We start from the raw sequence: 15,205 nt of genomic DNA, 5'->3' as shown, positions 1-15,205 counted from the left end.
GAACCGTTAACTATCAGCCACCTACAACCAATGGGCAAAGTATACATCAAATACGTAAACCAGGAGATCACGGATAAGGATATTATTTATGAAGATAACCACCTGATCGCAGTGAATAAACGCGCCGGGGATATTGTGCAGGTAGATGAGACGGGGGATGAGTCGCTCGACGAAAAAGTAAAAAAATACCTCGCCAAAAAGTACAACAAACCAAATGGCGCTTTCCTGGGTGTAGTGCATCGCCTCGACCGCCCGGTAAGCGGCCTGATCCTTTTTGCCAAAACAAGCAAAGGGCTCGACCGGATGAATAATCTGTTTAAGCGCCGCGAAATTCAAAAGACTTATTATGCCGTAGTACGCAAACGTCCCGAACCACCCGAAGGCAAGCTGGTGCATTGGCTGCTAAAAAATCCGCAGAAAAATGTGACCAAGGCTTATGAACAGGAAGTGCCAGGTAGCCAGCGGTCGGAGTTGAGCTACAAACTGGTTGGTGAATTGGACGGGTATTATTTGTTAGAGGTCAACCCGATCACGGGCCGTCCGCACCAGATACGGGTACAGCTCTCCACATTGGGTTGCCCAATTGTCGGCGATAATAAATATGGTTATCCTCGCGGTAGCTTAAAAAACAGTATCAGTCTGCACGCCCGCAGATTGCGGTTTACACATCCGATAAAAAATGAGCCCATTGAAATCGTTGCCGAATTGCCTAAAGATGGTTTTTGGGAAAAGTTTGCGGGAATGATTGAATAATTCGATATGCTTCGCATGTCGTAGGGATGCAACCCATTCCTTTATGCAGGAACCTTATTCAACAACGTTTCTGCTATCTCATCAAAATGTTCACAAATAGCAGAAATATGCCCGTCGTTAGGACAAGTCACTAACCTTGCATGAGGTATGCGCGGCACCATCCATTCTACCACCTGAATGGGAACGGTTCTGTCTTCTTTTCCGTGAAAAAAGGTGACCGGAAACCTGATCATACCTAATTCAAACCCCAACGGGCGGATGGGAAGCCTTACATCCATCGCAACACCATTCATATCGCGAAAAGTTTCTTCAACTCCCTGCTTTGATAACGATAACCGGTTATTTTGTTTGAAGGTTTCAAAATCTGCTTTAGGCATGTTTTGCTCAAAGCGCGTCATGATAGCCTCATCGGACATTTCCCTATAGTTGCGCATCTTTTTTAGCATGATGGGAAGCAGAAGAGGAAATTTATCGGCCACTTTCCAAAATATCCGGTGCTTTAAACCCAGGTTATTCCATACTTCAGGCTGGTTCATTTGTCCGGCGCCTGCAACAATTACCGCTGAGAGTAAGCGGTCAGGTATTTTTAAAGCACACGCCAATGTATAAGGTGCCCCACCTGAATAGCCCAAAATGGCAAATTTATCGATTCCTAAATGATCAGCCAGCGCGATGGTATCATTTGTCCAGTCGATAAAAGTCCGTTTGCCATGTCTATCCGACTGGCCCATACCCGGACGGCTTGGTGAGACGATTCGTAGATTGTGCGTTAAAAAGGCTTCTTCGCCTATCATGGCTGGTTCGAGACAGGAGGAAGGAGTACCGTGAAAATACATTACCGGGTAGCCATCGCTTTTCCCGAACTCCACATAACTTAGTCGTCGTCCATCCGGAAGTGTGAGGAATCGAAAATCGGTCATAAATGCCTAAAGATATAGTTTTGGATGATAACAATATTGCAGGACTATAGTTGTGTTACTTTTTCCCATATTTTATCATCTACCCAAACGCCTTCCTCCATACTTTTCTTACGGATGCGTAAAGTGTTTTCTCCAGGGTAAAGTATTTCCTTGCCTTCGCCCACGGTGCGACTGCTTTTAGTATAGTCGAGTATATTTTTAATAATATTTTCAGTTTGGATACCAGCATCAGGCTTTATACAGATAAATACCTGTGATACGCCCGATTCTGATCCGCCCCGGGTAACATCACCCGTCGAGCGTCCCTGGCTTAATATAGTAGTCAGGAGGTCGAGCACAAGGGATAATCCTGAACCTTTCCAGAAACCAATAGGCAATGGTCGTACAGAGTCGATTATTTCGCCGGGGTCAGTGGTTAGGTTGCCATCTTTGTCATAGCCTCCCGGTAGAGGCAGTTGCTCATTTCTGGATTTATAGAGGTTCAGCTTGCCGAATGAATATTGCGAAATAGCCATGTCCAATACAATATGCCCTTCTTCGCGCGGAATAGCAATTACCAGCGGATTATTTCCCAGGCGCGGATCGACCCCACCCCAGGGCGGCATATTCGCGATAGTGTTAGTAAAACATATGCCGATCATGCCGGCCTCGGCGGCCTGCCAGCCATAACTGCCCCCACGCATCCAGTGGTTGGTGTTCCTGATAGATACACAACCAATGCCGTTTTCACGGGCAAGTTCGATAGCCCGGTTCATACAAAACGTGGCGTTTAGTGTGCCTACGCCCAAGCGCCCGTCCCATTGTTCAAGTGCATCAAAACCGCCGCTTCGGAGAGGTCTCGCATTGGGGACGATAAGGCCATTCTTTACATACTCAACAAAGGTCGGGAAACGGTTTAGCCCATGAGTATAAACGCCATCGCGGCTGTTCTTTGCAAAAATGGTTGCGCTTTTATCAGCATGCTCTTCATCAAAATTGAGCGAAAGCAGGACGCGTTTGAATTCGGATTGTAGTTTTTCGAAGGAGACTTTCATGGTAGTCAAAAGTCGGAAGTCTTAAGTCCAAAGTCAATAGGTGTAAGTTGAAAGTCTTGAGCCGGAAGTTGAATTTAGATTGATGGTTAAACTAAACAGGAATTTTTACAGTTATATACTCACTGTAACGCCAGTTTGGCATTGATTTCTTACTTTTGTACAACTGTATAAATGAAATTCAAGATCCGGTTATTATTTCTGTTTGTTGTTGCGGCTGTTGGTTTACTGGTTAATTCATGTAAAAAAAACAACCAGGATTATATAGAAACATTAATTGCCCAGAATCAATGGCAATTGTCGTCGGCAAAAGTTACCACTTATGTAGGTAGTACGGCGACTAGTGTTTTGACGCTGGATACAGCATGCCTGGTAACCCAAATATTTAAGTTTAATACGGATAATACTTGTACTTACACCAATTTTGATTGCCTTCCACAAGCGACAAAAGGAACCTGGGCACTTTCTCAGGATAGACTTTTTCTGAATGTGAACATGACCTGCAAGGATACAATAGCCCGGACTGATACAACAACACATTCTAAACCATTTCTTACAGCCCGCATCGTTAACCTGGGGCAGTATTCATTGATACTACAGACAGGTAATCTGGAAACTTACTATTCACCTACTCAAATACGGGTGGTTTACCAGTGGGGCTTTGTGAGGGTAAAATCGCAATAGTGTGTTGTTTAACTGTATCAAAATTTTATATTTGAGTCGTGTTAACAGCATTTTGAATACTTTATAAGAAAAAGCCAGGATAAAACAGAATAAAAGCGGCCATTTTAATAAAAGCCTTATTGCCGCCGAAACGATAATATCAATGAAAAAAAGGATTGCTATTTTTGCTTCCGGTTCGGGATCAAATGCCCAAAAAATAATGGAGCATTTCAAACGTAATTCCGAAGCCGAAGTAGTACTGATACTTACAAACAACCCGCAGGCTTATGTGCTGCAGCGCGCTGATAATTTCGAAATCCCATCGCACATATTTACCCGTGAAGAGTTTTATCAAATTGACAATATCATCAAGCTATTAAAAAACCTGCAGGTCGACCTGATTGTGCTTGCCGGGTTTCTGTGGCTTGTTCCCGAAAACCTGCTTAAAGCATTCCCTAATAAGATCATTAATCTTCACCCTGCTTTGTTACCAAAATATGGTGGCAAAGGCATGTACGGCGATCATGTACATAAGGCCGTTCTGGCTGCCAAAGAAGAAGAATCGGGCATTACTATCCACTTTGTTAATGAGAAATTCGACGAAGGCGAGATATTGCATCAATCACGTTTTAAAATTGAACCCGGGGATACTCTTGAAGTGATCAAATTCAAAGGCCAGCAACTCGAGCATCAGCATTTCCCCAGGGTGATAGAGAGTTTGCTGAGAAAGATGAAGAGCTGAGTTTAGAGATTAGTTAATGAGAGATTAGGCTTGTTCCCGGTGTAATCATAAACCAGTCTATTCAGTCTGCAGATCAATTTCTAAAGCACATGTTTTTTGATTTCTCAATGAGCAATTTGTGCTTCAATTATTTATTGCAAAAAAACTAATCTCTAATCTCTAATCTCTGACACCTAATCACTACCTTTGCGGCTTTAAAAAAACCCGTGTCCATGAGCCATTCTGTTCAAATAAAAAACGCTTTAATTTCAGTTTATTACAAAGACAATCTTGAGCCCATTATCCATGAGCTGAGCCGCCTCGGAGTGAACATTTATTCCACCGGCGGAACGGAAACTTTTATCCGTAGTTTAGGTGCCGAAGTGATTGCAGTTGAAGATTTAACTTCTTATCCATCTATTTTGGGCGGACGTGTGAAAACCCTGCACCCAAAGGTGTTCGGCGGTATATTGGCAAGAAGAAACTTTGAAAGCGACGAGCAGCAGTTGGCTCAATATGAAATACCGGAGATCGATCTGGTTATTGTTGACCTGTATCCATTTGAAGAAACTGTAAAATCAGGCGCAGGCCAGGCCGATGTGATCGAGAAGATCGATATCGGTGGTATCTCCCTGATCCGCGCAGCGGCCAAGAACTTTAAAGATGTAGTGATCCTGGCATCAAAAGATGACTATGTAGAACTGGGTGAGATCCTGAAAACACAGGATGGTAAAACAACCATCGATCAGCGCCGTTCATTTGCGCAACGTGCATTTAACATTACATCTCATTACGATACTGCCATATTTGAATACTTTAATCAGGAGGAGCAATTACCTGTTTTCAAACAAAGCATTCAAAAAAGTCAGGTATTGCGTTATGGCGAAAACCCGCACCAGAAAGGTGTATTCTATGGCAACCTTGATGCGATGTTCACCAAATTACATGGAAAGGAGTTATCATACAATAACCTGGTTGACGTGGATGCAGCAGTGTCATTGATCGACGAGTTTACTGAACCTACTATTGCTATTTTAAAGCATACCAATGCATGCGGTATCGCCAGCCGTTCGTTTATAAAAGAAGCCTGGATCGATGCTTTAGCTTGTGATCCTGTGTCTGCTTTTGGTGGCGTGATCATTGCAAATGAAGAGATTGATGCGGAAACCGCAAGAGAGATTAACAAAATATTTTTTGAAGTACTAATTGCTCCTGCATATACCGATGAGGCTGTACAGGTATTGCGCGAGAAGAAAAATCGCATCATTTTAATCCGTCAGCCGGTTGAGTTGCCTTTAAAGCAATTTAAAACTTTGCTGAACGGCGTGATTGAGCAGGATAAAGACCTGGTAGTTGAAGGTCCGGATCAGATGAGAACCGTTACCGAAAAGCAACCGACCGAACAGGAACTGAAAGATCTTTACTTCGCTAATAAAGTTGTGAAGCATACCAAATCAAATACGATAGTTTTTGCAAAAAATAATCAGCTGATGGCAAGCGGCGTTGGGCAAACCTCAAGGGTTGACTCTCTGAAACAAGCGGTTATAAAAGCCGCTGAATTTGGATTCGACCTGAATGGCGCTGTAATGGCTTCTGACGCGTTTTTCCCGTTCAATGATTGCGTGCAATTAGCAGCCGAAGCAGGTATTACAGCGGTGCTGCAACCAGGCGGATCGATCAAAGATCAGGACTCGATAGACATGGCAAATCAAAAACGTATCTCTATGGTTATGACCGGGGTACGACATTTTAAACATTAATTAATAATAACACGTAATAAGTTGTGAATTTTAACGCTTTTAATAACAACTTGTAATTATTAAGTTATTTTTATACAACTTTACATATCTATTATTTGATAATCGCCAATGGGTCTTTTTAATTTTTTCACACAGGAAATAGCTATCGATTTAGGTACCGCAAATACCCTTATCATACACAATGACAAAGTAGTGGTCGACGAGCCATCCATCGTGGCATTTGACCGTACAACTAACAAAGTGATCGCCATTGGACGACAGGCGATGCAAATGGAGGGTAAGACCCACGAAAATATACGCACGGTGCGCCCGTTGAAGGATGGCGTTATTGCCGACTTTAACGCTGCCGAGCACATGATACGCGGCATGATCAAGATGATCAACAAAGGCAAAGGCTGGTTTTTTCCATCTTTGCGTATGGTGATCTGTATTCCCTCTGGTATCACTGAGGTGGAGAAACGTGCTGTACGCGACTCAGCCGAAATTGCCGGGGCTAAAGAGGTTTATCTTATCCACGAGCCTATGGCTGCTGCTGTAGGTATCGGTATCGACGTGGAAGAGCCAATGGGTAATATGATCATTGACATAGGTGGTGGTACCACAGAAATTGCTGTGATTGCCTTATCAGGTATCGTGTGCGACCAGTCTATCCGCGTTGCAGGTGATAATTTCGACTCAGATATTGTTCAATACATCCGCCGTCAGCATAACATCATGATCGGTGACCGTACTGCTGAGAAGATCAAAATAGAAGTTGGTTCGGCACTGCCGGAACTGGCCGATCCACCATCAGATTTTGCCGTACAGGGCCGCGACCTGATGACTGGCGTTCCAAAGCAGATCATGGTTTCTTATACCGAGATCGCTCACTGCCTGGATAAATCCATCTCGAAAATAGAAGAGGCGATACTGAAGGCATTGGAGATTACGCCGCCTGAGCTTTCTGCCGACATTTACCAGACCGGTATTTACCTGACCGGTGGTGGTGCATTGTTGCGTGGTTTGGATAAACGTGTTGCAGCAAAAACCAAACTGCCAGTTCACGTAGCCGAAGATCCACTGCGTGCAGTAGTTCGCGGAACCGGAACCGCATTAAAAAATATAGGGAACTTTAAATTCTTGATGCAGTAATTTTAGATTTGAGATGTTAGATATGAGATTTGAGACTGATTAGCTTATATTTAACATAATAGCCGGTTTCGAAAGATATCTCACATCTCAAATCTCATATCTCAAATCTGATCTGACCAATGCGTAACCTCCTGATATTTATCAATAAGTACAACGCATTTTTTCTGTTTATTATCTTTGAGATAAGTTCTCTCATTATTTATATCAAATACAATTCTTTTCAGAAGGCTTCTTTTATCAATTCGGCCAACAAGGTAACCGGCACTTTGTATTCGCAGGTTAACGAGTTATATGGTTATCTCTCGTTACGGGAAACAAATGACAGCCTTGCCAAAGAAAATGCCCGTTTGAGGGCTCAGCTAAAGGCGTCGTTTTATATTGATAGCGTTAATAAAAAGCAGGTTACCGATACCATTTACAAACAACAGTACACTTACATTGAGGCCAGGGTGATCAACAATTCCACCAACCGAAGTAATAATTATATCACCATCAATCGGGGAAGCTTGCAAGGCGTAGGAAAAGGTATGGGTGTGATCTGTAGCTCGGGGATTGTGGGAAAGGTAGTGTTTGTGGGTCCGCACATGTCTATAGTGCAATCTCTATTGCATAAGGATTCCCGGTTTAGCGCCATGCTGTCGAAAAATCATGAGATCGGTTATATCGAGTGGAGTGATGACCTCGATCCGCATAAAGGATATTTAAAAGATGTATCGAATAATGCACAGCCGCACGTTGGTGAAGAGGTGGTGACCTCAGAGTTTTCACTTTTCCCGGCTGGCATACCTATTGGCAAAGTAAGCAACCTGCGTACTAAAAATGGAGGTTTTGCATTAAATATGGAAGTAAAGCTTGCCGTGGATTATGGCAAGCTACAATATGTAGATGTAGTTGTAAACAAATTTGCGGAAGAACAGGCGGGACTGGAGGCGCAGCAAAAGAAAAATGAGTAGGGTTATATTAATCAACTTTTTGCGGTTTGTATCGCTGATCTTTTTACAGGTGTTTTTGCTGAAGAACATCACCCTGTATAACCTGTCTACACCTTACTTATACATCATGTTTATCCTGCTGCTGCCATTTGAAACACCTAATATTTTGTTATTTGCCCTGTCATTTTTGATGGGGATTATCATCGACGCATTTTATGATACGCCTGGTCTGCATGCTGCATCCTGTGTTTTATTGGCATTCGTCAGAATATTATTTATCAGTATCACCGTTCAGAAAGAGGGTTTTGATAATGAGCCCGAGCCAACGTTGAGCGTAATGGGTACACGTTGGTTTTTTACCTACGCCCTGATACTGACCTTAGCCCATCACTTTTTCCTGTTCAACCTGGAAGTTTTTCGCTTATCCGAGATACCATTTACACTAAGCCGCTTTGTGTTGAGTTCTATTTTTACGGTATTTTTGATGCTGCTTTCAGGGTTTTTATTTTACAGAAAGAGGGAACGCTAAATGAATAGTTTTTTTGAGCGGCGCTACGTAATTGCAGGTATCTTTATTACGCTTATCCTTATACTTCTTGCCCGGTTATTTTATATTCAGATCATAGATGACCGGTATCTGTTGTATGCTCAGAGTAACGTGCTGCGTAAGGTTTACAAAAACCCTGCGCGTGGCCCCATCCTTGATCGCAACAACAAAATATTAGTACAAAACGAGGCCTTTTACGATATCATGGTAACGCCAAATTTGGTGAAGCCTTTCGACACCGCATCATTTTGTAAGTTATTAGGCATAGATAAGGCAGAGTTCGATAAAAGGTTTGAAAAAGCCATAAAATATTCTCCCCGCCTACAATCTGTTTTCGAAAAACAATTATCGGCACAAGCATTCGCCGCAATACAGGAGCGTTTGTCGGAGTTTCCGGGTTTTGACTCGTCTCCACGTTACCTGCGTACTTATCCTGACTCTATCGCTGCCCAGTTCTTAGGGTATATCAGCGAGGTAACCGACAAGGATATCAAGAAATCGGGCGGGTATTACCACCCCGGTGATTTTATCGGTGTCACAGGTGTGGAACGCTCCTATGAAGACGTATTACGTGGTCGCCGTGGGGTAGAAAACGATCTGGTCGATTCACGCAGCAGGTTTAAGGGGCACTATGCCAATGGCGCTTATGATACCGCACAGGTGGCGGGTGAACGGTTGACATCGTCGCTTGATAAACGCATACAAAAGCTTGGCGAAAAGCTGATGTTAAACAAAGTGGGTAGTATCGTTGCGATCGAACCTTCTACGGGTGAGATACTTTGTTATGTAAGCAGCCCAACTTACAACCCCAATTTATTAGTTGGACATGAAAGAGGTAATAATGCTGCCGAACTTTACAAAGATCCGTACAAGCCATTTTTCGTCAGGCCAATTCAGGCTTCTTATCCTCCGGGATCATCTTTTAAGCCCCTAAGTGCTTTGATCGCAATGCAGGAAGGTCTCATTACTCCGGAAACTACTTACAACTGCCCCGGCTACTACTGGGCGGGCAATCACAGGGTTAATTGTTTCCATAACGAGCGTCACGGTGTAGTAAACCTGGCAAGCGCAGTAGCTGAATCATGCAACGGTTATTTTTCAATGGTATTTGAAAGATTAATGAATTACTATGGAGCCAAACAAACGGCATCTACCTTTACCAACTGGCGTGGCAATGTATCAAAGTTTGGATTGGGTTCAAGATTGGGTTTGGACATGCCAAGTGAAGGTAAAGGCTATCTCCCTACCACTGCCCATTATGATAAGGTTTATCATCCAGGGGGCTGGCGCTCAAGTACTGTGATCTCTTTAGCGATTGGGCAGGGCGAGTTGTTAGCAACCCCATTGCAACTGGCTAATATTGAGTGTACTATTGCCAATCATGGATTCTATTATAAACCACACCTTATCAAGGGTATCGGCGACAAAGAAATTATTAAGCCGGAATACCGGCTTAAAAATTATGTCGGGATCGATTCTCAGTATTTCGAACCAGTCATCAATGGGATGCAAGCGGTGGTCGACCGTGGTACAGCTGCAGGCTCAAAGATATCCGGCATTGTGATGTGCGGTAAAACAGGTACTGCTCAAAACCCGCATGGCGAAGACCACTCCGTGTTTGTTGCGTATGCTCCGAGAGAGAATCCAAAGATCGCGATAGCGGTAGTAGTAGAAAACTCTGGCGAGGGTTCAAAATGGGCGGCGCCAATTGCCAGCTTTATTGTCGAGAAATATCTGAGAGATAGTATTTCCTCACGTCCAAATGGCATTACCCCCGACTATATCATGAGTGCCAACCGGTTACCGGCACTCGAGAACTATTACCAGGGGCCCAAGCTGAAGCTTCCGTCCACACCTAAAGACACGGCAAAACATATAGCAGACAGTGCCAATAAAAAGGCAGCAAGTGGCGCGAGCCGGAAAAAGAATAAAAGCAAATACACAACATCTGCTTATCAGTTAGAGAGGAGGGAAGATGAGAAGTAGTATGCAACAGCAACAACGCGGATTCTTTTTCAACGTCGACTGGGCGATTGTGTTTGTGTACCTGGCACTGTGTACCATTGGCTTGCTCAATATCCACTCGGCAGTTTATGACGAAAAGCACCCATCATTCTTAGATCTAAGCACAGACTACGGCAAACAGCTTATTTATATAATAGTGGCCATTGTGGTGGCTATATTTATTTTGTTGCTCGAGAGCCGTTTTTTTAGCGCTCTTGCACCGGTGTTTTATGGTGTAACGGTCGTCTTGCTGATGCTTGTACTTGTCGTCGGGCGAAATGTAGGTGGTAACCAGGCCTGGATATCATTGGGAGGTGGGTTTCGATTACAACCGTCAGAGTTAGCCAAATTGACTACATGTTTGCTGTTGGCCAGGTATTTAAACGGTACTAATATTCGGATAACGGATCCTAAATCGTTCATGATCTCGCTGGCAATTATTGGTTTCCCAATGCTGCTTATCATGCTGCAACCTGATGCTGGATCAACCCTGGTATTTAGCTCATTGATATTTGTACTATATCGGGAAGGCCTCTCACCCTATTTCCTTATACTTGAGGGACTGTTTATCACGCTCTTTGTTCTTACGCTAAAGCTCAACAATACGGCTTACATCGTCGGCGCTTTGATCATTGTTGCCATTATTATTGTATTGCTTACCAGGCGTAACAGAAAGCTGATGCCTGTAATAGCCACTGGTTTAGCTATTAGTATCGCCTTTGTATTCAGCGTGCATTTCCTTTATACCAGTGTGCTGAAACCTCACCAAAAGGTACGTATCGATATCGTATTAGGCATCACTACCGATATTAAAGGCAAGGGTTACAATGTAAATCAGTCGAAAATTGCAATAGGCTCTGGTAAACTGTGGGGCAGGGGGTATATGCAGGGCACGCAAACCAAATACTCGTTTGTACCGGAGCAGGGAACAGATTTTATCTTCTGTACAGTGGGTGAAGAATGGGGCTTTGCCGGTGCGACCGTAGTGCTTGGCCTGTACCTGTTTTTATTGTTACGCATAATCAGGATAGCCGAGCGACAACGGTCCACGTTTACCCGTGTGTATGCTTATGGCGTGGCGTCAGTTATTTTTTTTCACGTCATTATTAATATCGGGATGACTATAGGTATCGTGCCTTCTATCGGTATCCCGTTGCCGCTTATCAGTTACGGAGGCTCCTCATTGCTCAGCTTTACCATCATGCTGTTTATACTGGTAAAACTCGATTCAAACCGTATGGGAATTGTTTAGGATGAAGTAGCAGCAGCAGTTTTCTGTAGCAGTAAATGGATTGGTGTTAATACTGCAACTGCCACTTGCCACTGCAACTTACGAATACCTTCTCCTCAACAGCTCATAAAATTTCTCAGCAGTAGCTGGTTTGGCGTCCCAGTTATTTTTGGCTGCATAGCTTGTTTTAAGGAAGTTCTCAGCCTCATCAAATGAGTTAAAGCGGTTCAGGATATCCAATGCTTCGCTATAAGCCAGGTTATAACCGTTAAACAGGTCCTTAATGTAAAGCAATTTATCATTCAAGGTGATAGCCTGCTTCAGGTCAGTAATAGGTTGTGAGGAACTGACGTGCTCCGCGTTTCTGGAGGTATTAGCATTAATTTGTGCCGAAATGCGCTGGTTAATGGTTAGCATTCCCTCTTTCTCATCGATATCAACCTGCGGCTTAACAGGCTCTTTAATTACAGGTGCAGAAGTTACCTCAACCTTTGGTGTTTCAGCCTTAAGTTTTTCAGGTATTTCGTGTATCGGATGGCGCATTTCGTCTGGTTCCGGTTCCTCATCATCTTCTTCTATATGTGGTATTTCTTCCAGTTTAAGCTCATGCCTGATCACATCAGGTTCTGGCCTGATGTAAGAATAATCCGTTCCGGTATCATCGCCTCTCAGATCAATATGCGGAACCGGTACGTCCATTTGAGGCTTTTCGGCAATAATCGGCTCTTCAGCTTTTACCTCTTCAGCAGGTTCCTTCTCAACGGTTGAAGGGGGCGCTATCTGTACTACCGGTTCAAAAAAACGAGGCTCAGTTACAGGTGCTGCTTTTGGTGGCTCAGGCTTGTTTATGCTAAGCTTGCGTAATATTTCGGAGTGATCAGCCAGGAAATGTGCGTTGGCTACAAACAACTCAAGCTCAAGATCATTCAGTTCGCTTTCGTTTGCTGCCAGGTAATTGTATTGGTCGTTGAGCTCCTTTAATATGGTGCCTATCTTTTTAAAAACTTCCTGTTGCTTCATGACGATATATGCAAATGCTTATCAAAAATAACATTTAATTATGATATTTGCCCGCTATAAGGAGTTTGTAATGTTGTATAGCGAAGATGTTTTTAAGCGCAGGAGTGAAGTGGGAGGCAGTATCGAAGTAATTTGCGGGTCGATGTTTTCGGGTAAAACAGAGGAGCTGATACGCAGATTGCGCCGGGCGCAGATTGCCCGTTTGAAGGTGGAGATATTTAAACCACGCACCGATAACCGGTTCCATGAGACCGACGTTGTATCGCATGATGCCAACTCCATTCCTTCTACCCCGGTAGATACCTCGTCCGCTATATTGCTATTGGGAAGCGATGTTCAGATAGTTGGGATTGATGAAGCTCAGTTTTTTGATGAAGAACTGCCGAATATTTGCAATATCCTTGCCAATAGAGGTGTGCGTGTAATTGTCGCCGGACTGGATATGGATTTTAAAGGCACGCCTTTCGGTCCTATGCCTGCCCTGATGGCCATTGCTGAATCGGTTACCAAAGTACATGCCGTATGCGTTAAATGCGGCAATCCCGCCCTGTATTCTTACCGTACCGTTCCCGGGGCCGGAACTATCCTGCTTGGCGAAAAGGAAAGCTATGAACCGCGTTGCAGAGTATGCTACAATATGGCAGACTGAGCCCGCCCTAATCTCCCTTGTTTAATCTCTGACCATGTTCGTTCGTTTGCTGAGCCGATATAGTTTGAAACAAAGCGTGACTTAGTTGAACAAGTCAACCCAACCAACCACTTAAATCAATCAACCTAATCAACTTACCAAATTATGACATAAAAAATACCATTTGGTATTTTTTATTATTTAACATTGCAGCGCATTTCAAGACAAATGTTTTCGCCTTTTGATATAAGTAAACGAATTGTTGTGAATTAAAAAATACCAATCGGTATAATATGATGAACGAGTTCAAGAAGAAATTATTAATAGTTACTGTAATAGCAGCTGCTATTATGGAACTGATCGACACCTCGATAGTGAACGTGGCGCTAAACTATATGAGCGGAAACCTGGGGTCAACGCTCGAAGATACGGCATGGGTAATCACCTCTTATGCCATAGCTAATGTGATCATCATCCCCATGACCAGCTTTTTGACCAACGTACTTGGCAGGCGTGTGTATTACATAGGGTCAATCATACTGTTTGTCTTCTGTTCCCTTATGTGCGGGCAGGCGACCAACATCTGGGTGCTGGTATTTTTCCGCTTCCTGCAGGGTTTAGGCGGTGGTGCCCTACTGTCAGTTTCGGCAGCGGTGGTGTATGAAATGTTTCCAAAGGATAAGATAGCCACTGCAAGTGCTTTATTTGGTATAGGAGTGTTTATCGGTCCAACCATTGGGCCTACATTGGGTGGATTCATTACTGAAAACTACTCCTGGCCATGGATATTTTATATTAATGTGCCGATAGGTATAGCTGCTATTATATCGTGTTATTTCTTGTTGCCCGACGCGCCTAACAAAATGCCTAACGGTAATGGGAAAATCGACTGGGCGGGCATTATCCTTCTAACCATCGGCATAGGCAGCTTGCAAACTGTGCTTGAACGCGGTCAAACTGACGACTGGTTCTCTGCTGGCTATATTATCGTACTCTCCGTAACTGCCGCTATCGCCCTGGTTGCTTTTGTATTATGGGAACTACACGCGGCTCACCCGGTTGTTAATTTGCGGGTGTTAAAGAGCAAGCAGCTCTTTATTGCGGCTATTCTCACATTCGTTTCAGGCCTGGGCTTATTTACCACCATCTACCTTACACCGGTATTTGCACAGCGATTATTGGGTTTTACACCCACTCAAACCGGGTTGCTACTATTGCCAGGCTCAATTGTGGCCCTGATAGCATTAGTCATTACAGGTAAATTACTGCAAAAAGGCATAGCACCGGCGACAATAGTGGCTGTCGGGTTTTTGCTGTTTATTTTCTTCAACTGGGAAATGGGGCACATGAGTCTGGATACTTCAGCAAACAGTATCAGTTTAATGCTGATCACGCGTGCATTGGGAATCGCCCTGCTTACTGTGCCTTTAAGCTCTCTGGCGGTATCTTCCCTGAAAACAGCCGACATCCCGCAAGGAACAGCCCTCAATAATATGATGCGCCAACTGGGTGGTTCATTTGGTATCAGCATTGTCAACACCTATTCTGCAAGACGCACAGAATTGCACCGTACCGACATGCTGGCCAATATCACTGACATTAATCCATTGGTACACGACAGGATAGTACGCTACACCAGCTACTTTCAGGATAAAGGGAAAACCCTGCTGGATGCCAAACGGCTGGCTGTGAAAGCGATTGACGTAGCAGTAGTAAAGCAGTCCACATTACTTAGCTATCTTGATTCTTATCTGTTAATAGGACTATTGTTTGCAATCACTTTGCCTTTGCTCTTATTCGTAATCAAACGCGGCAAGGCAAAAACCGCTAACGTGGTTGTGTCGGATCATTGATAGGATAGTTG

General features: G+C 43.8%; 14 protein-coding genes. 11 read left to right on the top strand and 3 right to left on the bottom strand.

The features are described from left to right. The first annotated feature begins 30 nt into the window (after nucleotides 1-30). Nucleotides 31-753 (top strand): RluA family pseudouridine synthase, encoded by a 723-nt coding sequence (locus Q3A68_RS14090; protein ID WP_302901745.1) that lies wholly within the window; start codon nucleotides 31-33, stop codon nucleotides 751-753. Between the two features lie 41 nt (nucleotides 754-794). Here Q3A68_RS14090 and Q3A68_RS14085 read toward each other — a convergent pair whose 3' ends face one another. After that, nucleotides 795-1,673: an alpha/beta fold hydrolase gene (locus tag Q3A68_RS14085; RefSeq protein WP_302901744.1), complete on the bottom strand. Its 879-nt coding sequence runs from the start codon at nucleotides 1,671-1,673 to the stop codon at nucleotides 795-797. A 44-nt stretch (nucleotides 1,674-1,717) separates the two neighbouring features. Then, entirely contained in the window at nucleotides 1,718-2,707 is a 990-nt protein-coding gene (yiaK, locus tag Q3A68_RS14080; RefSeq protein ID WP_302901743.1) for a 3-dehydro-L-gulonate 2-dehydrogenase, read from the bottom strand. Nucleotides 2,708-2,878: 171 nt separating this feature from the next. Between yiaK and Q3A68_RS14075 the strand changes: the two genes are divergently transcribed. The 8 genes from Q3A68_RS14075 (at nucleotide 2,879) to rodA (ending at nucleotide 11,714) form a co-directional block, all read left to right on the top strand. Continuing rightward, entirely contained in the window at nucleotides 2,879-3,388 is a 510-nt protein-coding gene (locus Q3A68_RS14075; RefSeq protein WP_302901742.1) for a hypothetical protein, read from the top strand. Nucleotides 3,389-3,530: 142 nt separating this feature from the next. Then, nucleotides 3,531-4,109, top strand: coding sequence for a phosphoribosylglycinamide formyltransferase (gene purN / locus Q3A68_RS14070; RefSeq protein WP_302901741.1), 579 nt, complete (start codon nucleotides 3,531-3,533; stop codon nucleotides 4,107-4,109). A 212-nt stretch (nucleotides 4,110-4,321) separates the two neighbouring features. Beyond that, entirely contained in the window at nucleotides 4,322-5,848 is a 1,527-nt protein-coding gene (gene purH, locus Q3A68_RS14065) for a bifunctional phosphoribosylaminoimidazolecarboxamide formyltransferase/IMP cyclohydrolase (RefSeq protein WP_302901740.1), read from the top strand. A 108-nt stretch (nucleotides 5,849-5,956) separates the two neighbouring features. Further along, on the top strand, nucleotides 5,957-6,979 hold the full coding sequence (locus Q3A68_RS14060; RefSeq protein ID WP_302901739.1) for a rod shape-determining protein: 1,023 nt from the start codon (nucleotides 5,957-5,959) through the stop codon (nucleotides 6,977-6,979). 119 nt (nucleotides 6,980-7,098) lie between these two features. Further along, complete coding sequence (mreC, locus tag Q3A68_RS14055; protein ID WP_302901738.1) at nucleotides 7,099-7,932, top strand: rod shape-determining protein MreC; 834 nt, start codon at nucleotides 7,099-7,101, stop codon at nucleotides 7,930-7,932. After that, a complete protein-coding gene (locus tag Q3A68_RS14050; RefSeq protein ID WP_302901737.1) occupies nucleotides 7,925-8,440 on the top strand; it encodes a rod shape-determining protein MreD in 516 nt (171 codons plus the stop codon). Before mreC ends, Q3A68_RS14050 begins: the two co-directional genes overlap by 8 nt. Further along, the gene (mrdA, locus tag Q3A68_RS14045) at nucleotides 8,441-10,444 is read left to right on the top strand and encodes a penicillin-binding protein 2 (RefSeq protein WP_302901736.1); all 2,004 of its coding nucleotides are present in this window, start codon (nucleotides 8,441-8,443) and stop codon (nucleotides 10,442-10,444) included. Then, nucleotides 10,434-11,714, top strand: coding sequence for a rod shape-determining protein RodA (rodA, locus tag Q3A68_RS14040; protein WP_302901735.1), 1,281 nt, complete (start codon nucleotides 10,434-10,436; stop codon nucleotides 11,712-11,714). The genes mrdA and rodA overlap by 11 nt, the downstream gene beginning before the upstream one ends. A 78-nt stretch (nucleotides 11,715-11,792) precedes the next feature. Here the strand turns inward: rodA and Q3A68_RS14035 are convergent, their stop codons facing one another. Continuing rightward, entirely contained in the window at nucleotides 11,793-12,713 is a 921-nt protein-coding gene (locus tag Q3A68_RS14035) for a DUF8457 domain-containing protein (RefSeq protein WP_302901734.1), read from the bottom strand. 70 nt (nucleotides 12,714-12,783) lie between these two features. Here Q3A68_RS14035 and Q3A68_RS14030 point away from each other — a divergent pair, with 70 nt between their 5' ends. Together Q3A68_RS14030 and Q3A68_RS14025 are read left to right on the top strand one after the other, a co-directional pair. After that, nucleotides 12,784-13,362 carry a thymidine kinase gene (locus Q3A68_RS14030; protein WP_302901847.1) on the top strand — a complete coding sequence of 193 codons (579 nt, stop codon included), beginning with the start codon at nucleotides 12,784-12,786 and terminating at the stop codon, nucleotides 13,360-13,362. A 272-nt stretch (nucleotides 13,363-13,634) separates the two neighbouring features. Beyond that, nucleotides 13,635-15,194, top strand: coding sequence for a DHA2 family efflux MFS transporter permease subunit (locus tag Q3A68_RS14025; RefSeq protein WP_302901733.1), 1,560 nt, complete (start codon nucleotides 13,635-13,637; stop codon nucleotides 15,192-15,194). Nucleotides 15,195-15,205: the final 11 nt, after the last annotated feature.

The sequence above is a fragment of the Mucilaginibacter tolerans genome (assembly GCF_030519375.1).
Taxonomy (GTDB): Bacteria; Bacteroidota; Bacteroidia; order Sphingobacteriales; family Sphingobacteriaceae; genus Mucilaginibacter.
This window is presented reverse-complemented; position numbering and strand designations above follow the sequence as displayed.